The organism is Microbispora sp. H10885, assembly GCF_014161415.1.
Taxonomy (GTDB): domain Bacteria; phylum Actinomycetota; class Actinomycetes; order Streptosporangiales; family Streptosporangiaceae; genus Microbispora; species Microbispora triticiradicis.
In genome coordinates, this window is the sequence record NZ_JABBWY010000001.1 from 1036487 (window position 1) to 1058950 (window position 22464).

At 72.5% G+C, this 22464-nt stretch carries 20 protein-coding genes and 2 tRNA genes; 17 read left to right on the top strand and 5 right to left on the bottom strand.

All coding sequences use genetic code 11. The features are described 5' to 3' along the window. Positions 1–6: 6 nt before the first annotated feature. The gene (locus tag HHX37_RS04685) at positions 7–1458 is read right to left on the bottom strand and encodes a hypothetical protein (protein ID WP_182884584.1); all 1452 of its coding nucleotides are present in this window, start codon (positions 1456–1458) and stop codon (positions 7–9) included. 243 nt (positions 1459–1701) lie between these two features. Here HHX37_RS04685 and HHX37_RS04690 point away from each other — a divergent pair, with 243 nt between their 5' ends. The 4 genes from HHX37_RS04690 (at position 1702) to HHX37_RS04705 (ending at position 7960) form a co-directional block, all read left to right on the top strand. Then, entirely contained in the window at positions 1702–3078 is a 1377-nt protein-coding gene (locus HHX37_RS04690; protein ID WP_182883063.1) for a DUF4407 domain-containing protein, read from the top strand. Next, positions 3068–4690: a serine/threonine-protein kinase gene (locus HHX37_RS04695; RefSeq protein WP_182884585.1), complete on the top strand. Its 1623-nt coding sequence runs from the start codon at positions 3068–3070 to the stop codon at positions 4688–4690. Before HHX37_RS04690 ends, HHX37_RS04695 begins: the two co-directional genes overlap by 11 nt. Positions 4691–4775: 85 nt before the next feature. Next, positions 4776–5753, top strand: a complete 978-nt coding sequence (gene bla, locus HHX37_RS04700) for a class A beta-lactamase (protein ID WP_182883061.1) — start codon at positions 4776–4778, stop codon at positions 5751–5753. 95 nt (positions 5754–5848) lie between these two features. Then, on the top strand, positions 5849–7960 hold the full coding sequence (locus HHX37_RS04705; protein ID WP_310740260.1) for a transglycosylase domain-containing protein: 2112 nt from the start codon (positions 5849–5851) through the stop codon (positions 7958–7960). Positions 7961–7996: 36 nt separating this feature from the next. Here HHX37_RS04705 and HHX37_RS04710 read toward each other — a convergent pair whose 3' ends face one another. Continuing rightward, complete coding sequence (locus HHX37_RS04710) at positions 7997–8314, bottom strand: STAS domain-containing protein (protein ID WP_182884586.1); 318 nt, start codon at positions 8312–8314, stop codon at positions 7997–7999. Between the two features lie 300 nt (positions 8315–8614). Between HHX37_RS04710 and HHX37_RS04715 the strand changes: the two genes are divergently transcribed. Further along, entirely contained in the window at positions 8615–9142 is a 528-nt protein-coding gene (locus HHX37_RS04715; RefSeq protein WP_182883059.1) for a C40 family peptidase, read from the top strand. 37 nt (positions 9143–9179) lie between these two features. Continuing rightward, positions 9180–12503, top strand: coding sequence for a BTAD domain-containing putative transcriptional regulator (locus HHX37_RS04720; RefSeq protein WP_259406154.1), 3324 nt, complete (start codon positions 9180–9182; stop codon positions 12501–12503). Here the strand turns inward: HHX37_RS04720 and HHX37_RS04725 are convergent. Beyond that, positions 12439–13089, bottom strand: a complete 651-nt coding sequence (locus HHX37_RS04725; protein WP_111697372.1) for a hemerythrin domain-containing protein — start codon at positions 13087–13089, stop codon at positions 12439–12441. The genes HHX37_RS04720 and HHX37_RS04725 overlap by 65 nt on opposite strands. A 138-nt stretch (positions 13090–13227) precedes the next feature. Between HHX37_RS04725 and HHX37_RS04730 the strand changes: the two genes are divergently transcribed. The 10 genes from HHX37_RS04730 to HHX37_RS04775 all read left to right on the top strand — a co-directional run bounded on the left by HHX37_RS04730 (position 13228) and on the right by HHX37_RS04775 (position 18140). Beyond that, positions 13228–13437, top strand: a complete 210-nt coding sequence (locus HHX37_RS04730) for a transposase (protein ID WP_182884588.1) — start codon at positions 13228–13230, stop codon at positions 13435–13437. A gap of 59 nt (positions 13438–13496) precedes the next feature. Continuing rightward, positions 13497–13919, top strand: a complete 423-nt coding sequence (locus HHX37_RS04735) for a hypothetical protein (RefSeq protein WP_182884589.1) — start codon at positions 13497–13499, stop codon at positions 13917–13919. Between the two features lie 98 nt (positions 13920–14017). Next, positions 14018–14090, top strand: a tRNA-Thr gene (locus HHX37_RS04740). A 182-nt stretch (positions 14091–14272) separates the two neighbouring features. Next, positions 14273–14346, top strand: a tRNA-Met gene (locus tag HHX37_RS04745). A gap of 79 nt (positions 14347–14425) precedes the next feature. Beyond that, entirely contained in the window at positions 14426–14590 is a 165-nt protein-coding gene (gene rpmG, locus HHX37_RS04750; RefSeq protein WP_036325591.1) for a 50S ribosomal protein L33, read from the top strand. A gap of 276 nt (positions 14591–14866) precedes the next feature. Continuing rightward, positions 14867–15316: a MaoC family dehydratase N-terminal domain-containing protein gene (locus HHX37_RS04755; RefSeq protein WP_182884590.1), complete on the top strand. Its 450-nt coding sequence runs from the start codon at positions 14867–14869 to the stop codon at positions 15314–15316. A gap of 2 nt (positions 15317–15318) precedes the next feature. Continuing rightward, entirely contained in the window at positions 15319–15747 is a 429-nt protein-coding gene (locus tag HHX37_RS04760) for a MaoC family dehydratase (protein WP_182884591.1), read from the top strand. Between the two features lie 69 nt (positions 15748–15816). After that, positions 15817–16218, top strand: a complete 402-nt coding sequence (locus HHX37_RS04765; protein WP_182883053.1) for a hypothetical protein — start codon at positions 15817–15819, stop codon at positions 16216–16218. A gap of 90 nt (positions 16219–16308) precedes the next feature. Further along, positions 16309–17370, top strand: a complete 1062-nt coding sequence (locus HHX37_RS04770) for a UDP-N-acetylmuramate dehydrogenase (protein WP_182884592.1) — start codon at positions 16309–16311, stop codon at positions 17368–17370. 200 nt (positions 17371–17570) lie between these two features. Beyond that, positions 17571–18140 carry a TMEM165/GDT1 family protein gene (locus HHX37_RS04775; protein ID WP_111697365.1) on the top strand — a complete coding sequence of 190 codons (570 nt, stop codon included), beginning with the start codon at positions 17571–17573 and terminating at the stop codon, positions 18138–18140. Here HHX37_RS04775 and HHX37_RS37565 read toward each other — a convergent pair. Beyond that, a complete protein-coding gene (locus HHX37_RS37565) occupies positions 18137–21031 on the bottom strand; it encodes an ATP-binding protein (protein ID WP_310738333.1) in 2895 nt (964 codons plus the stop codon). The two genes, HHX37_RS04775 and HHX37_RS37565, sit on opposite strands and share 4 nt — an antisense overlap. 109 nt (positions 21032–21140) lie before the next feature. Continuing rightward, complete coding sequence (locus HHX37_RS04785; RefSeq protein WP_165900422.1) at positions 21141–21302, bottom strand: hypothetical protein; 162 nt, start codon at positions 21300–21302, stop codon at positions 21141–21143. Positions 21303–21519: 217 nt separating this feature from the next. On the opposite strand from HHX37_RS04785, the gene deoC reads away from it, so the two are divergent. Then, entirely contained in the window at positions 21520–22458 is a 939-nt protein-coding gene (gene deoC / locus HHX37_RS04790) for a deoxyribose-phosphate aldolase (RefSeq protein WP_182877576.1), read from the top strand. The last annotated feature ends 6 nt before the right edge of the window (positions 22459–22464 follow it).

A 22464-nucleotide genomic window follows, 5' to 3' on the forward strand; every position in this document is an offset into this window, starting at 1 on the left:
CGGTGTTCACTCCGTCTCGTCGAGCAGGGGAAACGGGACGTGGACGGCGGCGGGCACGGCGAGCCCGATGCCGGCGGCCAGTCCCTGGAGGTCGAGGGCGTCGAGATGGGCCAGCGCCTGGGCACCGAGATGGCGCCAGATCCGGTGCGGCGGGCCGTCCTCGGGCTGGTCGCAGATCGCGCCGAACGCGACCCCGGGCAGTTGTTCCAGGTAGGCGAGCAGCGACCGCCAGTCGTGCCGCTGCGGGCAGGGCAGGACGCCGGACCGGTCCGCCCGTCCCGGATGCGGGCGGCGGTCGCCGATGGTGAGCAGCACGTGCCGGCCCGGTGACGACCCGCTCATGCTCCGGCTGAGCCGGGCCGCCACCGTCGCCAGCATGTCCTCCACCTGCGCGGCGTGCGGGTGGTACGGGTAGCCCTGGGTGACGGCCCCCCGCTCCTCCAGGCCGTCGAGCCCTTTCAGGGCCGCCTCCGCCGTCGCCTGCCAGGTGACGACCTCCACGGGCCGGTCCCGCACGGACCGGTCGAAGGAGTGCGCGCCGTACGCGACGAGGGACACGCGCGGCGCGTCCGCGGGCTCGCCGGACAGGAACGCGATCATCTGACGCGCGCGGCCCAGCCGCTCCTCGACCTTGACGTCCGGGCCGCACACCTCGACCGCGCAGATCAGGTGGGCCGGTCCGGTCCTGGGCGGCAGCCGGTCCGGCACGTCGGCGAGGAGGTCGTCCCAGGTCCGCCCGTCGGCGGCGAGCCCGGGCAGCCCCGCGAACCGCACCCGGCCGGGCCGCACCAGCTCGGCGGTGACGACGTACGGCCCGGGGGCGACCCTGGCGCTGTGCACGGAGAGCAGCCGCGGCTCCCGGCCCTGCCGGGTGACGACGGCCAGGGCCGTGCCGTGCTCACCGCCCGGCTCGCAGCGGACGGTGAGCTCCGTCCGGGTTCCGGCGCGGGCGCCTACCGGGAACAGCAGCTTGCCCGCCAGCTCCAGCCGTCCCCCGGCCCCGGCGGGGCGCATCACCACGAGGTCGTACGACTGGTGCAGCGGGTCGCCGACGAGGACGTCCCTGACCAGCCCGGTGATCGGCGCGGCGGTGGAGAAAACCTGTGCCGTGCGCGCCTCGCGCAGCCACTCCAGTGCCTGCAGGGCCGTCCCGCTCTCGGGGGACGAGCACGCGACGATCACCTCGGAACCGGGCGCGGGCAGGCCGGCGGCGCGCAGCAGGGCCTGCCGGGCGTCCTCGCCCCAGCCGTGCTCCGCCGTCAGCGTGATCCACGGCAGGGACCACTGGTGGCCGAGCGCGGTGCCGTGCTCGTCCCGGTGGATCTCGAAGGTCGTCATGGCGTCGGCGGCGACCTCCACGACCACGAGCCGGCCGGTGGCGGTGAGCCCCGCGACGGCCCGGGCGAGAGTCTTGCCGAGCAGGTCCTCGCCGGGCTCCGGCACGGGATCCCGCGTCATGCCCGGCGCCCCGTCCCCGTCCCCGCGCCTGTCCCCGCGCCTGTCTCCGTCCCCGATGTCATCCCCGGTGTCGTCACCGGCGAGAAGTTCTCGAATGCGCCCACCTTCTGTGATGACATCACGGTAAATTCCCGCGATATCGCGAAACGTGACATAGGAGAACTACGATAGCGGTGTTGCGTGCGTCACGCGATGTTTCCGCGTGTACGGCACAGGCCACAGCTCCAATCTCCCGGGAGAAACATGAGGGACTTTCTGATTGCGTTGTCCGGAGCGAGATCGGAGGTCCTGGAGCGTTGCCCGACCGAGAAGCCCAAGTTCGAGGGCATCGGGGGCGCCGTCCTCACGACGGGCGTCCTCGCCATGGTCTCGATGACGTTCGCCCTGAGCAGCGCGCTGGGGCTCAACGTCGTCGTCGCCGTCCTCGCGGGCCTGGTGTGGGGTCTGATGATCCTCAGCCTCGACCGCTGGCTGGTCAGCACGATGAGGGCGGACGCCCCGCGCCGCTGGCCGCTGGCCGTTCCCCGAATCCTCATGGCGCTGCTTCTCGGTTTCGTCATCTCCACTCCATTGGTCCTGCAGATCTTCAAGTCCGAAATCGACGCGCAGATCGTCGAGATCAAGCAGCGGCGCGCGGACGTATTCGTCGCGCAGCAGCAGCAGGGCGTGACCGGTAAGACCATCGGCCAGCTTCGCCAGGAGGTCGCGAACCTGGAGAAGGTGGTCTCCTCCGGTGGCGACGTCCCCGTCGCCACCGACCAGGATCCGCAGATCGTCGCGCTCACCGCCGACCGGGACAGCGAGCGGAAGCTCGCCGACAAGCACTACACCGAGTGGCAGTGCCAGCTCTACGGAGGGCCGTCCTGCCCGAAGAAGGGCGACGGCCCGCTCGCCCGGGACAGCAAGCGCGCGTACGACAAGAACAAGCGCCGCATCGACCTGCTGAACGGGCAGATCGAGAAGCGCAGGCGGGAGCTGACCGACAACGGCCAGGAGGCGAAGCAGGTGCGCCTCGCCAGCGCGAAGGAGGCGTTGCCGAAGGCGCGGGCCCAGCTCGACGTGGCGCTCAAGCGGCAGGGGAACCTGCAGGAGTCCTTCGACGCGGAGAACCTCACCACCAACGGCCTGCTCATCAGGATCCAGGCGCTCAACGAGATCACCGGCAAGGACATGAGCCTCAGCATGACCCGGCTGCTGCTCTTCCTGCTGTTCCTGCTCATCGAGTGCCTGCCGGTCGCGGTGAAGCTGATGCAGCGGCCCGGCAACTACGAGAAGGTGCTCGCGCTCGCCGAGCAGCACGAGTTCCGCACCGCGCGGGGCAGCTTCACCGCCGGGGCCATGACCCGGCCGCCGACCGCGGCGCCCGCCAACGGCGGTACGGACATCTGGGGTATCTGGTCCCGTACGGGGGACACCGGGCCACTCCCGGAGGTTCCCACGCCTCGTCCCGACGGCCCGTCGCGAGGGCCGACGGGAACCCGCGCCGAGCACGTCGCCGACGGCTACGGCTCGGTCGAGGACCAGGAACTGCGCAGCATGCCGGACACCCGCACCCTCCGGCTGTCGCGGCCCGCCCCGGAGCGCTCCGGCGGGGTCGAACTGCTCCCCGATGACGACTGACTCCGACATGACGGTCGGCGGCCCGGCGCGGCCCGGGCAGGTCGTCGTGGGCCGGTACGAGCTGCGGTCCCTGCTGGGGCGGGGTGGCATGGGCGCGGTGTGGCTCGCCTGGGACAAGGCGCTGGAGCGCCTGGTCGCCATGAAAGAGATCCCCCTGTGGCCGTACGGGGAGCGGGCCGAGGTCCAGCGGGAGCGGGCGCTCCGGGAGGCGCGGTCGCTCGCCCAGATCGGGCATCCCTCGATCGTCGTGGTGCACGACGTCTTCGAGGCGGACGGCAGGCCGTGGATCGTCATGGCCCACGTCGAGGGCGTCTCCCTGGAGGACAAGATCAAGGAAGGCGTGCTGGCCGAGAGCGAGGCCGCGGCCGTCGCCCACGACGTGCTGGGCGGACTGACCGCCGCGCACGCCGCAGGCGTGGTGCACCGGGACGTCAAGCCCGCCAACATCCTGATCAGCAGGGCCGGGCGGGTCGTCCTGGTCGACTTCGGCATCGCCCAGATGTCCGGGACGAGCGGTCTCACGGCGCGGAGCCGCCTGCTCGGCACTCCCGAGTTCATGGCGCCGGAACGGATCAAGGGGGAGGCGGCGAACGCCGCGTCCGACCTGTGGTCGCTCGGCGTCACCCTCTTCTGGGCCGTCGAGGGCCGCTCGCCCTTCCGCCGGGGCAACGAGCACGCGACCATGCTGGCCGTCATCAGCGACGACCCGGCGCCGACCCGGCCCGGGCCGATCTCCCGCCTGGTGATCGGGCTGCTGGAGAAGGATCCCGCACGGCGCATGGGAGCGCAGGAGGCCGACGCCAGGCTGCGCGCGATCCTCGACGGCCCGGCGCCCCGGACCGCTGCGGCGCCCGGGCGGGGTGCGGCACCCGAGCCGTCACGGAAACCCCCGGTGCCGGCGTCCGGGCAGGCGGCGGGACGCGAGCGCGAGGCTGCGGGCGCACGGGAGCCGGAGTCGCCGTCGAAACCTCCGGCACGGGCACCTGCGGAGCGCCGGCCGGCAGGTATGCGGGCGCCGGAGCCGGCGCGGAAACCTCCGGCGCGGCCGCATGGCGACGGCCCGCCGGCGGGAGCACCGCCCGGCCCGCCGGCGGGAGCGTCTCAGGGGGCGCCGACTTTGGAGACGCTGCGGCGGGCGTCCCCGGCTGTGGGCGCGCGCCTGCTGCTCGCCCAGCCGAGGCAGGTGGCCGCGTCGCTGCTCGACGCCCTGGATCCGGTGACCGCGGGCGCGCTGCTCGACGCCATGGCGGGCGAGCCTCCGGCGGCGGCGACGGTGCTGGCCCTGATGGGGACGGCGAGAGCGGGCCGGGCCCTCGACCACATGGCCGCCGCGAAGGCCGCCGCGGTGCTGCGCGCGATGCCCACGGGCCGTGGCACGCTGGTCATGGCGGGGGTCGCGGACCGGAGCGCCGCCGAGATCCTCACCGCGCTCGGCTCCACCACGACGGCGGTCAGGCTGGTCGAGTCGATGACGACGCGGCGGGCCTGGCGGGTCCTCGACAACGTGCCGCCGGCCGTCATCGCGGCCCTGCTGCGGGCGAGCACCGACGGCCGCGCGGACCGTCTCCTCTCCGGCCTCAGCCCCGCCGTCCGGCGGCAGATCACCGAATGACGAACCGCGGGGCGACGGCACGTGGCCGCGACACCTTGGAGGCACATTGGACGCGACTCCGTCGCCTCTGGTTGGCTCCTCTGTCATGAGACGGCTGGGCGGGTGGAAAGCCGCCACGTCGGCGGCGGCCGCCGTCCTGGCCTGCGCCGCCTGCGGCGCCGACGCGGGCGGCGGCGCGCCCGGTCCGGGCGGGCCTCCCGCCACGAACTCGGCCGGACCCACGGCTCCGGCCCGGGCCTCGGCGGCGCCCGCCCACGGCCAGGCGGCCGTACGGAAGGCGCTGCGCAGGCTGGAGGTCTCCTTCCGGGGCCGCATCGGCGCGTACGCGATCGACATGGCGACCGGGATCACGATCGGCTACCGGGAGGGCGAGCGGTTCCCGCTGGCGTCCACCTTCAAGGCGTTCGCCGCCGGGGCGGTGCTGGCCGGGACCACCGAAGCCGAGCTGACCCGGCAGGTGGTCCGCTGGACGGCCGGAGAGGTGAAGCCGCACTCGCCGCAGACGGGCAGGCACGTGGCCGACGGGATGACGCTCGCCGCGCTGTGCCGGGCGGCGATCGTCCACAGCGACAACACCGCCGGCGACCTGCTGCTGAAGCGGATCGGCGGGCCGCGGGGCCTGACCCGTTACTTCCGTTCGCTCGGCGACCCGGTCTCCCGTCTCGACCGCTGGGAGCCCGAGCTGAACGTGTGGTCGCCCGGGGAGAGGCGCGACACCACCACACCCCTGTCGATCGCCCGCGACCTGCGCGCGCTCACCACCGGCGGCGCGCTCGACGCGGCGGACCGGTCCCGGCTCGTCGGGTGGCTGCGCGGCAACACGACCGGCGACGCGCGCATCCGCGCCGGCCTGCCCCCGAAGTGGATCGTCGGTGACAAGACCGGCACCGGCGGCACGTACGGCACCGCCGGCGACATCGCCGTCGTCTGGCCGGCCGAGGACGCGGCCCCGATCATTCTGGCGATCTACACGAACCGCCTCACCCCCGGCGGCTCCGCGGACGACGAGGTCGTGGCGCGGACCGCCACCGTCCTCGTGCGCGGCCTCGGCCTGCTGTCGTAGGACCGCGTCAACAATCCCCTTTACGGCCCCATAACCTTGTCCTTATCGATTCGGGGGACGATCGGGGCCGGGGAGATCGAGTTGGGGATGATCGGGTGAACGCCACGGGGAAGGTGCTGCGTCTGGCGGCCATGGGAGCGGCGGCGGGCGTGCTGGTCGCGGGGATCGCGCTGCCGGCGGTCGGCGGCGCGGGGGTCGGCCTGGTGTCGGCCGTCAAGGACGTCAGCCTCGAACCGCGTGACCTTCCCGAGCCTCCGCTCGCGCAGGTCTCCGTGGTGCAGGACGTCAAGGGCCGCGAGATCGCGCGGTTCTACGAGCAGTACCGCGAGGTCGTCCCGCTCGACGAGATGGCCGACGTCATGAAGACGGCCATCATCTCGATCGAGGACTACCGCTACTACGAGCACGGGCCGATCGACATCGAGGGCACCCTCCGCGCGCTGGCCAGGAACATGCAGGCGGGCGGGGTGGCCCAGGGCGGCTCCTCGATCACTCAGCAGTACGTCAAGCAGGTGCTGCTGAACTCGGCCGACACCGAGGCGGAGAAGAACAAGGCCCTGGAGGCCAGCTACGCCCGCAAGCTCAACGAACTGCGGTACGCGATGGGCGTGGAGAAGAAGTACTCCAAGGACGAGATCCTGGAGAAGTACCTCAACATCGCCTACTTCGGCGCGGGCGCGTACGGCGTCGAGGCGGCGGCCAAGCGGTTCTTCGGGGTCGGCGCGAGCAGGCTGACGCTGCCGCAGGCGGCGACGCTGGCGGGCGCGGTGCAGGACCCCAACGCGACCGACCCCAACCTCGGCAAGACCCACCGCGACCGGCTGCTCAAGCGGCGCAACGTCGTGCTCGACCGGATGGCCGAGCTGGGCAAGATCACCGCAGCCGAGGCGGCCAAGGCCAAGGCCACCAAGCTCGGGTACAAGGGGACGAAGCTGCCCGGCGGCTGCGAGTCCAGTAAATATCCGTACTTCTGCGTCTACGTGCGCAACGAGATCCTCAATAACTCCGACTTCGGCAGGACGGCCAAGGACCGGTTGCGGTTCCTCAACCGGGGCGGCCTGACGATCAGGACCACGATCGACCCCTCGATGCAGGCGGCGGCGGACGCGGCGATCAGGAAGTGGGTCAACCCGTCCGACAACCCGGTGGCCGCCGAGGCGCTGGTGCAGCCCGGCACCGGGGCGATCAGGGCGATGGCCGCGAGCCGGCCGTACGGGACGCGCAAGATCAGGAAGGAGATGTCCTACAACCTGGTCGCGGACGCGGCGCACGGCGGTGGCATCGGCTTCCAGGCGGGTTCGACCTTCAAGACCTTCACGCTGCTCACCGCGTTGAAGCAGGGCATGAAGATCAACGACGGGTTCAGCGTGGGCGCCGGCTACACCGCCCCCGGCGCCTCGGCGTTCAGGAACTGCGCGGGCGGGTCCATCGGCGACCCGGGTCACACGGTCACCAACGACGAGGGGTCGCCCGGGTGGCTGACCCTGCAGACCGGCACCTGGCACTCGGTCAACACGTTCTTCATGGAGCTGGAGCGGCGGGTCGGGCTCTGCGAGGTGGTCAAGACGGCCAAGTCGCTGGGCATCCACCGCTCCGACGGCGGGGCGCTCCAGGAGTTCGAGACGTTCACGCTCGGCATCAACGAGATGGACCCGGTGACGGTCGCCAACGCCTACGCGGCGATCGGCGCGCGCGGAAAGTACTGCGCGCCGATGGCGATCAGCCGGATCACCGACAGCACCGGCAAGACCACCGACTACAGGCCCAAGTGCCGTCAGGCTCTCGACCCCGAGGTGGCGGACGCGGCGGCGCACGTGCTGTCGGGCGTCCTGACCAAGGGCACGATGGCGGCGGTCGGCGGCATCGGCCGTGACGCGGGCGGCAAGACCGGGACCAACGACAACTCCTCCTCCGCCTGGTTCGCCGGGTTCACCCCCGACCTGGCCGGCGCGGTCAGCCTCGGTGACCCGCGCGGCACGTCGAAGTACAAGCTGAACGGCGTGACGATCGGCGGCCGTTACTACGGCGAGGTGTTCGGCGCCAGCGTTCCCGGCCCGATCTGGAAGGACACGATGCTCAAGGCGCTGAGCGGCGTGCCGGCGACGAAGTTCGCCCCGCTCGACCCCTCGTTCGGCGGGTGCGGCCAGAGCTGCCGTCCCGTGGCGCCGCCGCCCGACGACACCCCGGTGGAGATCAGGCTGGACTGACGGCTCCCGGCCGGTCACGCCGCTTCCCGGGGAGCATCAGGTCGCCCGGCCGAGGCGGGGGTGGTCGGTGGCGAGGTCGGTCAGCGCGTCAGCGGTGTCGAGCACGCGGAACAGCCGGGTCAGGTTCGTCCAGCGGAGGATCCGCAGCACCTGGCCTCCGGGGGCGATCAGCGCGAGGTCGCCGTCCCGGCCGCGCAGGTGGTGCGCCAGGCGGACCAGCAGCCCGACCCCGGTGGTGTCGATGAACCGCACCTCGCTCAGGTCGAGGGCGAGCCACGGGCCCCTGGCCTCTATCAGGCCGCGCAGGGGCTCGTGGAGATGCCGCACCGCGTGGAGATCCAGCTCTCCGCGCATACCCAGCACCCACCAACGGGTGGGGGACGGGGTCGGTGCCGTCCACGTCTCCACGGTGGCTCCCTTCGCTCTCCCTGACGCCGGGGACCACTGAAGGAGCCGTGGGGGAGGTCCGGGGCGACCAGGCGAAGCGCTTCGACGGCAGGACGTCGAACGCGTCCTGGCTCACAGAGGTAGGGCTCGGTTCAACATTGGACCACCTTAGCCCTACTCAGAGTAACAATTCCTACCCGGTGAGTCGATCGAGTGGGGTAAAGCTTCCATGGTCAGGAAAGAGACGAGTGGCTATTGTCACGATCCATGGGGGTTGAGCGCGCGCTCAGGCGCCGACTGGTTCTGATCGGGGGAATCGTCGCGCTGGCTGCCGCGGGTTCCGCGCCTCTCGACGAGGAGCTGTCCAGGGCCGTCGCCGTCGCGTACGCCGCCCAGGGCGCTCTGCCGTACTCGTGGGGCGGGGGACACGCGACGCGGCCGGGGCCGTCGAAGGGGACCTGCCGGGGGTACAGCGGCTCGGTCATGCCCTGTCCGGCGAGCCGGACGCGCGGCTTCGACTGCTCGGGGTTCACCCGATGGGTGTACGACCTGGCGTTCGGCGACGACGTGCTCGGCCCCGGCAACACCGACGACCACGTCGGCCGGCTGCGCCGGGTCGACGTGCCGCAACCCGGCGACCTGGTCTTCTTCGGCAGGCCCGGCAGAACCCACCACGTCGGGGTGTACGTCGGAGGCGGCAAGATGATCAACGCGTTCGCGACCGGGACGCGCATCCGCATGGACGACGTGTCCGTGCTGGATGACCTGCTCGGTTACTACCACTATCGAGCCTGATACCTATGCTTACCCCGTTATGGTGCGATTGAGGATATTGGGGCGGATAGCGGCGGAGGTCGACGGCCGTCGCGCGGACCTCGGGACGTCGCTCCAGCGCGCCGTGCTGGCCCGGCTGGTCTGCGCGCACGGACACGTGGTGTCGACCGACCGTTTCGTGGACGACCTGTGGAAGGGCCAGCCGCCTCCTCGCGCCCTGGGCGCGTTGCAGGTCTACGTCTCCAACCTGCGCCGCGTGCTGGAGCCGGACCGCCCGCCCCGCGCCGCCGCCCGCGTGCTGGTGACCGCTCCACCCGGCTACCGCCTCGCGCTGGAGCCGGACGACGTGGACGCCTGGCGCTTCCCCCGGCTGGTCGAGGCCGCCTCCGGCCTCCTCGCCGAGGGCGCGCCCGCCCGGGCGCTCGACCTCGTCAACGAGGCCCTGGCGCTGTGGACCGGCCCGGCGTACGCCGAGTTCGGCGACGAGGAGTGGGCCGTGCCCGAGGTGGGCCATCTGAACGAACTGCGGGTGGTCGCCTCCGAGTACCGCGCCGAGGCGGCGCTCGCGCTGGGCCGCCATGCCGAGATCGTCCCCGAGCTCGAACGCCACCTCACCGAGCACCCCCTGCGCGAGAACGCCGTACGGCTGCTCGCGCTGGCCTACTACCGGGGCGGCCGGCAGGGGGAGGCGCTCGCGGCCCTGCGCCGCACCCGCGCCCTGCTCGCCGACCAGCTCGGCGTCGACCCCGGGCCCGCGCTGCGCACGCTGGAGGCGGACATCCTCGCGCAGGCCGAGTCGCTCGACCCGGCCCCCGTGATCGGCCCGCCCGTACGGGAGACGCGGGCCGAGCCCGCCCCGGCCGACTTCCGGATGGTCGGCCGTACGGCGGAGCTGTCCCGGCTGGTCTCCGCGGCCGGGCAGGCGCGGGACGGCTTCCGCATCGCCTGGCTCGGCGGCGAGGCGGGCTCGGGCAAGAGCACGCTCGCCGGCGCGCTGGTGCGGCGGTTGGCGGGGGACGGCTGGCAGACCGTGGTCGGCCGCTGCCCGGAGACGACCGGCGGCGTGCCGCCCGCCTGGGCCTGGAGCGAGGTGCTGCGCGACCTTTCCGCCACCCGCCCGCCGGAGCCCGGGACGGCGGCGAGGCTCGCGCCGCTGCTGACCGACGACGCCGCGCCCGTGGGCCAGTTCTGGCTGGCGCGGGCGGCCGGCGACTACCTGGAGGGTGTGCCGGGACCACTGCTGATCGTGCTGGAGGACGTGCACCGCGCCGACGAGGAGACCCTCCAGCTGCTGCGTCATCTCGCCGGCCGCCTGGCGCGCACGCCGGTCCTCGTCCTGCTGACGCACCGGCCGGCGGAGGCGGGCGGCGACCTCACGGCCACCGCCGCCGCGCTCGCCGTCCAGGCCGTGGAGAACATCACGCTGGGCGGCCTCGGCGAGCCGGAGGTGGCGCGCCTGCTCACGGAGCGCTCCGGCGCGGAGGTGGACGAGACGCTGGTCCGCACGGTCACTGAGCGGACCGGCGGCAACCCCCTGTTCGTGGCCGAGACGGCCCGGCTGCTCGCGGTCGACGGTCCGGCCGCGGCCCACGCGCTGCCGCCGGGCGTCCGCGACCTGATCCGCCGCCGCCTCGCCCGGCTGCCCGCCACGGCGCAGACGACGCTCCGCACCGCCGCCGTCCTCGGCCGGGAGGCCGACGCGGACGTGCTCGTCGCGATGCCGGGGGCCGACGAGGAGACCGTGCTCGACGGCCTGGAGGCGGGCGTGCTGTCCGGCCTGCTGGAGGAGCCGCGCCCCGGCCACGTCCGCTTCGCCCACGTGCTCGTCCGCGAGACGCTGTACGAGGACATCCCCCGGCTGCGCCGTACGCGCATCCACGGCAGGGTCCTCGCCGCGCTGGAACGCGTGCGGCCCGGCGACGTCGGCGCGCTCGGGCACCACGCGCTCGCCGCCGCGACCACCGCGACCGCCCTCACGGCGGCCGGGTACGCGGCGCGCGCCGCCCACCAGGCCTGGTCGGTCTACCACGCGTACGGAGAGGCGGCGACGCTGCTGCAGGGCGCCCTGGACGCCCTCGACCTGCTGACCCAGGGGACCGGAGACCCGCCCCGGGACGTCCGCCTCGGCCTGCTGTGCGACCTGGTGTCCGCGCAGGCGCACGCGGGCGACGTGATCACCGCCCTGCGGAACCGGGAGAAGGCCCTTGCGCTGGCCCAGGAGATGGGCGACCGGGCGGCGGTCGCCCGCGCGGTCACGTCGTTCGACGCGCCGGTCATCTGGACCATCCAGCCCGACCGCGCGTACGACCCCCGGCTCGTCGGGGCGATCGAGGGCTCGATGCCGGCGGAGGCGGGGGAGCTGCGCTGCCGCATGCTCGTCGCCCTCTGCCACGCGCTCGAAGGACACGACGCGGAGCGCGTCGAGACGGCGAGCGCAGAGGCGCTGGCGATCGCGGACGCACTCGGTGATCCGCGGCTGCGCTGCATGGCGCTCAACGCCCGCTACTGGGCCTGCCTCGCGCCGGACCGGCGGGCGGAGCTGGAGACGCTCGGTCACGACCTGCTGACCGCGTCCGCCGACGCGGGACTGCTCGGCTACCAGACGCTCGGCCACTTCGCGCTGCTCATGGTCGCGCTCGCCCGCAACGACTGGGCGTCGGCGCGCGAGCACGCCGACAGGGGCGCCGCGCTGTCGACGACCGGCCAGCTCGGCCTGGCCCTCGGCATCCTCGCCTTCCTCGACGCCCTGCGCCTGCTGGTGACGGGCGACTTCGAGCGGGCCGGCCGCGCGTACGGCGAGCTCGGTGAACGGCTGGCCCGCACCGGCGACGCGAACGGCGCGATGGTGGGGATGGTCGGCCGCTTCGTGGTCGCGCTGGCGTCAGGGCGTCTCGCCGGGATGGTGGAGGAGCTCACCGTCCTCTGGGAGCGCCTGCGCGAGGACAGCATGGAGATGTACACCCGGGTGCTCGTCGGCGCCGGCCGTCTCGACGAGGCCCGCGCCGTGTGGCTGCCCGGCCACCGGCCCCGGCGCGACTACTACTGGCTGCTGCTGATGTCCATGCGGTCGGACAACGCGGCGGCGCTGGGCGACCGGGAGGTGGCCGCCGAGTGCTACGAGCTGCTGCTGCCGTACGACGGCGAGCTGGCCGGCCTGCACTCGGGGTCGGTCACGGCCGGGCCGGTGGCCCACACGCTGGGTGACCTCGCCGTGTTCCTGGGCCGGCCCGGCGACGCGGACGCCCACTACCGGCGGGCCGCCGAGGTGGCCCGGCAGGCCGGCTCCCCGCACTGGGAGGAGGCCGCCCGCCGGGCGCTCACGCCGCGCCGAACACGAGACGCTCGCGGCGACGGTGGCCGGGACGCAGCAGCGCCAGCATGACGACCAGGACGGGCCCGGCCAGCCTGCGCAGCTCGGCCAGCTCCTCCGGCCGCGCGTGCCGCTCGATGCGGGGCAGCTCGAACCGCGGGTCCCCGCCCTTGCGGACGTGCTTCTCCAGCTCCTCCCAGTCCTTCGCGGTGACGTGCCGCATGATGACCGGGAAGAGCTGCCGCTCCTCCTCCACGATGTGCTCGTCCAGCAGGTCGGCCAGGCGGCGCATCGGCTTGGCCAGCTCGGCCGGGTCGCCCGCGACGGACCGGATCTCCTCCAGCAGCGGATCGAGCTCGGAGTGGTCCTCGCTCAGCTCGCTCAGGTCCACCTCGGCGCCCGCCGAACGCACGAGCAGGGGCCACAGGTGGTCGTCCTCCGCCTTGTGGTGGTGATGGATGCCCTGGCACAGCTTGACCACGTAGTCCCTGATCGCTGCCGCGCGCTCGGGGCCGCACGGCTGCCGGCCCGCGGCGATCTCGCCGGTGACGTCGGCGAGGCGCCGGGAGTCGGCCCGCATCGCGCGGTGGGTGATGCGGAAGCCGAGCAGGTTGGGGGCGGGCAGGTTGGCGGGGTGCGGGACGGGGGCGTCGGACATCGGGATGCCTCTCGTGAGCGGGGTGGTCGGGCACGCTCACTGTGCGCCCCGGTGCTTGGGGTCCATTAGGTCCTTACTTAAACCCGATCCCTATGAGACGGGAGAGAACGATGGGAAGAACCGATAGCTTGTTCCCCTATGGACAGGCGATGGGTGGGTCCCGACGGGTACGAGATCGTTCCGGCGTACCGCCGCGACCGCCAGGTGCTCCGCGTGCTGCGGCACGGACGGCTGGTCGCCGACTGCCTGTCGGTCGAGGAGGTCGCCCGGTTCGTCGACCTCGCCGACCTGTGCGAGGTGATCGCCCTGCCGGAGCGGGCCGGCGACGCCCGTACGGCCGTCAGGTAGGCGGGCCGCAGGCGTAACCCGCGCCGACCCTGGGCACTCAGAGTGCCGAGGGGGTATCGATGCGCCTGGCCACCACTGTCACCAAGCTCGCGGTCGCGGTCCTCGGCGCGGGGGTCTCCGGCTGCGGCGCGTCGCAGGCCGGCCCGGTCGCGGAGACACCGGTGTACGTGCTCAACCTGCAGGGCTCGGAGCAGGGGCGGCCCGACCAGCGGCCGGCCATCCTGGTCCTCTCCGAGTTCACCACGATCAGCGAGGTCACCTGGCACTCCTGGGGGCCGACCCGGGCCGTGGGCGCGGGCAGGCTCAGCGGCACCTGGTGCCTGCCCGCCTGCGAGAACACGCCGTACGAGGCCACGGTGACGCTGAGCAACGTGACCCCCGTCCGGGGGAAGGGCTACTTCAGCAGGTACGCCGTCGCGGCCGAGGTACCGCCCCGCCAGCGGCCCGCGGCCGATCTCTCCGGCATGCTGCCGACACCGTGAGCCGGCACCGTGAGCGCGGCTGTATTCGAGTTCGCATCGGTCAGCGTGGCCGTGTATGGTTACACCTGTCCGCGAGGCGCGAGAGCGCAACCGGGCCCGCCCCTATAGCTCAGTCGGCAGAGCGTCTCCATGGTAAGGAGAAGGTCAACGGTTCGATTCCGTTTGGGGGCTCTGGCCGGAAAGTCCTATCTGAGCATTGTTCCTGTGGGAGCGCTGCCGGGTGGGGCTTTCGGCTTGGTGGGGGTGCCTCTTCCCCACCGGCTGACCGATCCCGATCACGGCTGATCCCGATGCGCGAAGAGCCGTACGGGTCGGGTATCCTTGCGTGGCCGGATGCAGTTTCTCCGGCCCGAGGCGGAGTAGCTCAGTCAGGCAGAGCAAGCGGCTCATAATCGCTGTGTCGCCGGTTCAAGTCCGGCCTCCGCTACTACCCTGCCGGGTCACCTCACGAAGGCGGCCCCGGCCTGGGTTGTCCAGTAGTCCCAAACGCAGAAAGGCACTCCCACGTGGCTGCCACAGACGTTAGGCCGAAGATCACGCTGGCCTGCCAGGAGTGCAAGCACCGCAACTACATCACGCGGAAGAACCGGCGCAACGACCCGGATCGGCTTGAGCTGAAGAAGTACTGCCCCAACTGCAAGACGCACCGGGCGCACCGCGAGACCCGCTGAGTCGTAGCGCGGTCCGGCGCGCGTGGTTCCGCGCCGCGAACGCGGCGGTCGGCTTACGCGGTCGGCTTGCACGGCCTGACCTCGACACAGCACGACCTCGATCACGTATGACCGGCGTCTCCGTCGCGGAGGCGCCGGTTTTCGTGTCGGTGCTTCCGCCGGTGCTTCTGGGTCGGATGCTCTGGGCCGGATCTTCCGCGGTGCGGCGGTGACGGCCGGCCGGATCGGGTGTTGCTAGCGTACGGTCACCCGCTCATCCCCTAAGGAGCACGGCCGATGCCTCTGAATCGCGACTTCGTCGGGCGGACGTACCAGGCGTCCGCGCCCTACGAGGTCAGCCGCGTCAAGATCAGCGAGTTCGCCACCGCGATCGGCGACGACAACCCGATCTACCACGACCGGCAGGCCGCCGTGGCGGCCGGGCACCCGGACGTCGTGGCGCCGCCGACCTTCCCGATCGTGTTCAGCCTCCTCGGCACCGGTGACGCGCTCACCGACCCCGGCCTGGGGCTCGACTTCTCCATGGTCGTGCACGGTGAGCAGCGGTTCGAGTACGAGCGGCCCATCCAGGCGGGCGACGAGCTCGTGTGCAGCTCCACCATCGCGGAGATCCGCAGCGTCGGCCGCAACGAGTTCCTGACCGTGCGCAGCGACGTGCACACCACCTCCGGCGAGCTGGTCTGCCGGACCTACAACATCATCGTGGAGCGCGGAGGGGCGGCCTGATCATGGCGGCGACGGTCAAGTACGACGACGTGGAGACCGGCCAGGAGATCCCGGCCGCCGAGTACCGGGTCCGCCGGGTCGACCTGGTGCGGTACGCCGGGGCCTCGGGCGACTTCAACCCCATCCACTGGAACGAGCGCTACGCGAAGGCGGTCGGCCTGCCCGACGTCATCGCGCACGGCATGTACACGATGGCGCAGGGCGGCCGGTTCGTCACCGACTGGGCGGGCGACCCCGGCGCGGTGGTCGAGTACGGGGTCCGTTTCTCGTCCATGGTCGTGGTGCCCGACGACGACAACGGCGCGACGATCACGATCAGCGGGATCGTGGAGGAGAAGCGCGAGGACAAGCGCGTCGTGGTCACGCTCACGGCGAGGTCCGGCGACTCCCGGGTCCTCTCCAAGGCCCGCGCGGTGGTCCAGCTCACCTGACCGGCCCCGATCGGCCACGATGAGCCATGAGGGTGCTTGGCGGCGCCGGTGCTGGGTAGCGGTCGGATCGTGAGCGAGCGAGACACTTCAGAGACCGAGGGCGTCGTCAACGAGCCGGTCACGACCCAGCGGGAGCAGGGCGACACCGCCGGCGTGGCGACGCAGACGCAGGACCCGGGCAAGGCCGGGGACGCCCAGGGCGGTAGCCTGCCGTCACCCCGCGCGGGGAACGCGCGGGAGGCCGCGCGGGCGGCGGGCCACGAGGAGATCACCGAGGTCAAGCGCGACGTCGCCCCCGGCGGGACGATCGAGACGGCGCTGACCCCGTCGGGCGAGGCGTCGATGGTCGCCTCCCAGCTTCTGTGGGACGGCAGTTCGGCCACCTCCCGGATCGACCAGGCGATCGCCGAGACCGGCGTCGACACCGGCACCGACTCACCTCCCGACCAGGAAGCCCCCCACACTCCGTGAGGGGGCGGGCGGGGGCGGGGTGGCTATCCTGTTCCTCTACACGGCCCCGGGTACCTCTACCCGGCCTGGGGGGACGCGCTGAGGAGACGAATGGCTGACCGGCTGGCAGGGGTGGCCCTCGCCCGCTACACCACCCTGCATACGGGCGGCCCCGCCCGGGCGTTCGCGGAGGCGGACACCACCGGTGACCTGGTCGGGTTGGTGGCCGAGGCCGACCGTGACAGGGAGCCCGTGCTGGTGCTCGGCGGCGGCAGCAACCTGCTCGTCTCCGACGAGGGGTTCGGCGGGCTGGTGGTCCGCGTCGTCACCCGAGGCGTCGAGGCGGCGCCGTCCGGGGACGGGCGCGTGCTCGTCACGGCGCAGGCGGGGGAGGACTGGGACGCCCTGGTCGCCCGGTGCGTCGCCGAAGGCCTGTCGGGGATCGAGTGCCTGTCGGGGATTCCCGGCCTGGTGGGCTCCACCCCGATCCAGAACGTCGGGGCGTACGGGCAGGACGTCTCGCAGACCGTCACCGGCGTCCGCGTGTACGACCGCGGGACCGGCGAGGTGGCCGACCTCACGGCGGCGGAGTGCGGTTTCGCCTACCGGCACAGCGCCTTCAAGCACGACCCCGAACGGCACGTGGTGCTCGCGGTCACCTACGCCCTGGAGCGGTCGGCCATGTCGGGGCCCGTGGCGTACCGGGAACTGGCCGCGCGGCTCGGGGTGGAGATCGGCGAGCGGGTGCCGCTGACCGAGGCACGGGAGGCGGTGCTGGAGCTACGGCGCGGCAAGGGGATGGTGCTCGATCCCGACGACCCCGACACGCGCAGCGCGGGGTCCTTCTTCACCAACCCCGTGCTCGGCCCGGACGAGGCGGCGGTCCTGGAGCTTCGCGCCCCCGGTCATCCGCGCTGGGACATGCCGGACGGCTCGGTGAAGATCCCGGCGGCGTGGCTGATCGAGAACGCCGGGTTCCCCAAGGGGTACGAGAAGGGCCGGGCCCGCATCTCCACCAAGCACACGCTGGCCCTGACCAACCCCACCGGTGAGGCGGGCGCGGCCGAACTGCTCGCGCTGGCCCGCGAGGTGCGCGACGGCGTGCACGAGAAGTTCGGCGTGTGGCTCGTCAACGAACCCGTGCTGGTGGGAGCCAGTCTTCAGCTCGGTTAAACTGGGACAACACCGAAGGGGAGTAGTCCGAAATCCACTGATCGACACACTGGCGGTTCGCCCGCCCGGTCGTGGAGCCCCCGTGGCGGACGAGACCTTCGGCCCGACAGTCATGACCACATGCTGCCGGGCCGAAGTCGTGCCCGCTCCCCGGGTGTCGTACGGCGGCCCGGTCGCATCTCCCCTCGGAAGGCGACCCCGTGCAAGCCCTCTGGATCTCCCTCGTCGTCATCTTCGTGGCCGAGCTCGGCGACAAGAGCCAGCTCATGGCCCTGACCTTCGCCACCCGGTTCAGGACGCTCCCGGTGCTGGCCGGCATCACCGTCGCGACCGCGCTCGTGCACCTCGGCAGCGTCGCCCTCGGCAGGGTCGTCGGCGACGCGCTCCCCACCACCGCGATCTCGATCGTCGCGGGTCTCGCGTTCCTCGGCTTCGCGCTGTGGACGCTGCGCGGCGACGAGCTCAGCGAGGAGGAGGAGGGCAAGGCGGCCAAGACGACCCGCAACGCGTTCATCGCCGTCGGCGTGGCGTTCTTCCTCAGCGAGCTGGGCGACAAGACGATGCTCGCCACCATCACGCTGGCCACCCAGCACGGCTGGTTCGGCACCTGGATCGGCTCCACGATCGGCATGGTCGCGGCCGACGCGCTGGCGATCCTCGTCGGGCGCTTCCTCGGCAGCCGCCTGCCGGAAAAGTGGATCAAGTACGGCGCCGCCGCCGCGTTCGCCGTCTTCGGCGTGCTGCTGCTGATCGAGCCCTTGTTCGGCTAGTCGAGAAGAGACAGGCGGTGGGCCGCGGCGGCGGCCTCACCCCGGGTCGACACGCCCAGCTTCGGCAGGATGTTCGACACGTGGACGCTGACGGTCTTGGCCGAGATGAACAGCTCGGCCGCGATGTCGCGGTTGCTCCGCCCGGCCGCCACCAGGCGGAGCACCTCCAGCTCACGGGGGGTCAGGTCGGCCTGCCGTCCGGACCTGGCCGGCGAAGCGTCGGACGACGTTGCGTCGGGCAGCGGGGTCCTGGACAGCGGCGTGCCGACGCGGCGGGCCAGCGTCTCGATCTGGGTGACCAGCGGGGTCGCGCGGAGCGCGGTGGCGAGCGGACAGGCCTCGTGCAGCCGCGCGGAGGCCCCGTCGCGGTCGCCGCGCGCGGCGGCGTCCACCGCCGCGAGCAGCAGCGCCTTGGCCTGGACGTAGGGGCGGCCCAGCCGCCGCCACGCCTCGGCCGCCGTGTCGAACTCTCCCCGGTAGACCAGGCCGAACGCCTCGTTCACCGGTCCGTCGCCCAGGTTCTCCGCGAGGCGGTCGCCGTGCGCCCGCACCTTCGCGACCCGCTCGGGCGCGACCGGCGCCGCGGCGTCGCAGACGTACCGGATCGAGGCCAGCAGCCGCCCGGCCAGCATCGCCTTGCGCGACAGCGGCGGGTTGTCGAGCGCGGCCTCCAGCAGGTCCAGCGCCTTGAGCGGCTCGCCGCGCAGCAGGTGGAAGGCGAGCGCCAGGCGGGTGTTCTGCGTCCACTCCTGCGTCTGCTCCTCGCGGCGCGGGGAGAAGGCGCCGACCTCGGAGAGGATGTCCTGCGCCAGGTCCTCCTCGCCCCGGCTGATCGCGATGTCCGCCCGGACGCGCAACATGTGCCAGCGGGTGCGCATGGTGGGGCCCATGGTCATGGCCCGGTCGATGACCTCGATGGCCTCGTCCCACCGGCCGAGAGACTCCAGCGCCTCCGCCCGGTTGTTGGCGATGAACACCCCCTGGTGGCGGAACCTGCCGTACCGGCGGGCGAGCTTCTCGCCCTCCAGGGCGAGCAGCACCGCCTCCTCCGAGCGGCCGAGGTTGTCCAGGGCGTCGACGTTGTTGCCGAGGGCGCGCAGGATGATCCGGGGCGAGTCCAGGCGGGTGCCCATCGCCAGCGCCCGCTCGTTGAGCGCGAACGTGGTCTGCAGGTCGCCGTTGATGGAGTGGCCGAGCGCGAGGTTGATCAGCAGGTCGGCCTCCTGGACCTCGTGCCCCTTCTCGCGGGCCGTGCGCAGCGCCTCCTGCGTGACCGCCGTGCCCTCGACGACCTGGTCGGAGCACATCAGCATCGTGCCGAGCCGGGTCAGCACGAGCGTGCGGGTGTCGCCGGGCAGCGGGACCAGGCCCTCGGCGCGGCGCAGGTCGTCCAGGCTGCCGGGCTTGGCCTTCTGCGACTTCACGTTCGCCATGCGGACCAGCAGCTCGGCCACCCGCTCCGGGGCGGTCCGCTCGTCCAGCTCGGCGAGCGCGCCGCGCACGTACTTGAGGCTCTGCTCCATGTCACCGCTGACGTACGCCGCCTCGGAGGCCCGTTCGAGCACCGTGCAGTGGTCCTGGCCGATGCGGCCGGCGGCGCCGGGCACCTTGTCCCACAGCGTCAGCACGCGTTCGAGCAGCTGGATCTGCTCGGTGTAGGCGAACGACTTGGCCGCCTTCTCCGCCGCCTCCCAGGCGGAGACCAGCGCCCACTCGTCGTCGCGGGCGGAGTACCAGTGGTGGGCGATCTCGATGGCCGCCCGGCCCGGAGGGACCAGCGTGCGGTCGCGGTCGATCTCCTCGGCGTACCGCGCGTGCATGCGGGCGTGCTCGCCCGGCAGCAGCTCGTCGTGCACCGCCTCGCGGATCAGGGCGTGCCGGAAGGCGTACGCCCCGCCGTCGGCGACCTGCAGCACGTTCGCGGCGATGGCCGGGCGCAGCGCGTCCTCCAGGTCCACGTCCGACAGCCCGCTCACCGCCGCGAGCAGGGCGTGCCCCACCCGTACGCCCCCGGCGGCGGCGACGCGGAGCACCCGCTGGGTCTCCTCGGGCAGGCGCTCCACCGACCCGATGATGAGGTCGTGCAGCGAGTCGGGGAACGAGCACTCCTCGCCGCAGTCGAGCAGCGCCTCAACGAACAGCGGGATGCCGCCGCTGCGCTCGAAGACCCGGTCGACCCTGGCGAACTCGGGGGTGACGCCGAGGATCCCGGCCATCTGCGCGGCGACCTCGTCCTGGGTGAAGCGCGGCAGGTCCAGCCGCACCACCCCGTCGACCCGGCCCAGCTCGGCCAGCACGGGCCGCAGGGGATGGGTGCGGTGCAGCTCGTCCGACCGGTACGTCATGACCATCAGGACGGGGGCCGTCCTCAGGTTGCGGCTGAGGAAGGCGATGAGATCGCGGCTGGAGCGGTCGGCCCAGTGCACGTCCTCGATGATGAGGACGACCGGCCGCCGCTCGGAGAGCCGTTCCAGCAGCGTGAGGATCAGCTCGAACAGCCGGGCGCGGGCCGACTCCGTCTCCCCGTCGCCGGTCGGCTCGCCGAACTCGGGCAGCAGCCTGGCCAGGTCCCGGCCGGCGCCGTCCGGCAGCAGCGCGGTGACCTCGGCGACCCCGGCCTCCCTGACCAGCTGGCGCAGCGCGGCGGTGAACGGGGCGTACGCGAGACCCTCGGCGGACAGCTCCACGCAGCCCCCGACGAGCACGTGGGCGCCGTCCTGTGCGGCCTCCTCCGCGAACCGGCCGGCGAGGCGGGTCTTCCCCACCCCTGCCTCGCCGCCGATCAGCACCGCCGCGGTGGCCTGCTTGCGGGCCTGGTCGTAGGCCTCGGCGAGGGTCTCCAGCTCCGCGTCCCGCCCGACGAAGACGGGGCTTACCGCCCGGCGTGTCATGTCGTAAAGCATGTCATGACCCTTTGTCTGGCTTCGCCTGCTTTTTTGCCCTATGGGGGCTGGCAAGCCCGGCCGGGAGGGAGGGTCCGGCCGGGCCTTCGTACGCGGGTCACGAGCTGCGGAGCTTGCCGAACGTCCCGCGCAGCCGGCGGGAGCGCTGCTGCGCCTTGAGGCTGGCCAGCGCCTGGCGGGCGCGCCGGTGCGACGCGGCCTCCTCCTGGAGCTCGGCGGCCCGGTTGATCATGATCTGGTAGTGCAGTTCCGGCCCCATCGCGGTTCTCCTTGTTCGAGGCTTCTTTCCCGTACACATCAAGGTTCGTTCTAAGACGCCCCCCGCCACATCGGGCGGATGCCCTATCTCTTGGCCGCCCTGTGTGCGACCGCTGGCCTACGCCGTCTAAGGCGGGTAAGGCGATGCCTTAGGAACACCCGGGTCCCCGGGTTTGGAATCATTCGCCGTGGTCGGCGATGCTGGTTCCGTGCCAACTATGACTACTCCGCTCGCGGAGGTCGCCTCCTCAAATTCGACGCTGCGGGCGTTCCTGCACGGCCTTCCCGGGGTCGACCGGGTCGGCGCGGACGCCCGCGCCGCGATGCTGGGCACGCGATCCATCAAGACGACCGCCAAGAAACAGGCCGTCGACATGGCCATCGGAATGGTCGACCTGACGACCCTGGAAGGCGCCGACACCCCCGGCAAGGTCAGGGCGATGTGCGCCAAGGCCGTCCGGCCCGACCCCGCCGACGCCTCCGTGCCGCCGGTCGCCGCGGTCTGCGTCTATCCCGACCTGGTCGCGACCGCCGTGACCGCCCTCGCGGGTTCGGGGGTGAAGGTGGCGTCGGTCGCCACGTCGTTCCCCAGCGGACGGTCCTCCCTGGAGGTCAAGGTCACCGAGACCTCCCTCGCGGTGGCCGCGGGCGCGTCCGAGATCGACATGGTCATCGACCGCGGCGCGTTCCTCGCCGGCGACTACCTGAAGGTGTACGAGGAGATCGTCGCGACGAAGGAGGCATGTGCCGACAGTCATCTGAAGGTGATCCTGGAGACCGGGGAGCTCGCGACGTACGACAACGTGCGGCGGGCCTCCTGGCTGGCGATGATCGCCGGAGCGGACTTCGTCAAGACCTCCACCGGCAAGGTGTCGCCGGCCGCGACCCTCCCGGTGACGCTCGTGATGCTGGAGGCCGTGCGCGACTTCCGCGCCGCGACCGGCCGTCAGGTGGGCGTGAAGCCCGCGGGCGGCATCCGCACCACCAAGGACGCGATCAAGTATCTGGTGCTCGTGAACGAGACCGCGGGGCCCGACTGGCTGCACCCCGACTGGTTCCGCCTGGGCGCCTCCTCGCTGCTGAACGACCTGCTCATGCAGCGGCAGAAGATGGCCACCGGCCGGTACGCGGGTCCCGACTACTTCACGCTCGACTGAGGGCTG

What these genes read in the sequence shown, in the direction of transcription:
- HHX37_RS04715 (WP_182883059.1), top strand. Translation starts at nt 8,615, where the DNA reads ATGGGGGTTGAGCGCGCGCTCAGGCGCCGACTGGTTCTGATCGGGGGA.
- HHX37_RS04725 (WP_111697372.1), bottom strand. Translation starts at nt 13,089, where the DNA reads ATGTCCGACGCCCCCGTCCCGCACCCCGCCAACCTGCCCGCCCCCAAC.
- HHX37_RS37565 (WP_310738333.1), bottom strand. Translation starts at nt 21,031, where the DNA reads ATGACACGCCGGGCGGTAAGCCCCGTCTTCGTCGGGCGGGACGCGGAG.
- bla (WP_182883061.1), top strand. Translation starts at nt 4,776, where the DNA reads ATGAGACGGCTGGGCGGGTGGAAAGCCGCCACGTCGGCGGCGGCCGCC.
- HHX37_RS04770 (WP_182884592.1), top strand. Translation starts at nt 16,309, where the DNA reads ATGGCTGACCGGCTGGCAGGGGTGGCCCTCGCCCGCTACACCACCCTG.
- deoC (WP_182877576.1), top strand. Translation starts at nt 21,520, where the DNA reads ATGACTACTCCGCTCGCGGAGGTCGCCTCCTCAAATTCGACGCTGCGG.
- HHX37_RS04710 (WP_182884586.1), bottom strand. Translation starts at nt 8,314, where the DNA reads ATGCGCGGAGAGCTGGATCTCCACGCGGTGCGGCATCTCCACGAGCCC.
- HHX37_RS04695 (WP_182884585.1), top strand. Translation starts at nt 3,068, where the DNA reads ATGACGACTGACTCCGACATGACGGTCGGCGGCCCGGCGCGGCCCGGG.
- HHX37_RS04730 (WP_182884588.1), top strand. Translation starts at nt 13,228, where the DNA reads ATGGACAGGCGATGGGTGGGTCCCGACGGGTACGAGATCGTTCCGGCG.
- HHX37_RS04785 (WP_165900422.1), bottom strand. Translation starts at nt 21,302, where the DNA reads ATGGGGCCGGAACTGCACTACCAGATCATGATCAACCGGGCCGCCGAG.
- HHX37_RS04690 (WP_182883063.1), top strand. Translation starts at nt 1,702, where the DNA reads ATGAGGGACTTTCTGATTGCGTTGTCCGGAGCGAGATCGGAGGTCCTG.
- HHX37_RS04755 (WP_182884590.1), top strand. Translation starts at nt 14,867, where the DNA reads ATGCCTCTGAATCGCGACTTCGTCGGGCGGACGTACCAGGCGTCCGCG.
- HHX37_RS04735 (WP_182884589.1), top strand. Translation starts at nt 13,497, where the DNA reads ATGCGCCTGGCCACCACTGTCACCAAGCTCGCGGTCGCGGTCCTCGGC.
- HHX37_RS04760 (WP_182884591.1), top strand. Translation starts at nt 15,319, where the DNA reads ATGGCGGCGACGGTCAAGTACGACGACGTGGAGACCGGCCAGGAGATC.
- HHX37_RS04685 (WP_182884584.1), bottom strand. Translation starts at nt 1,458, where the DNA reads ATGACGCGGGATCCCGTGCCGGAGCCCGGCGAGGACCTGCTCGGCAAG.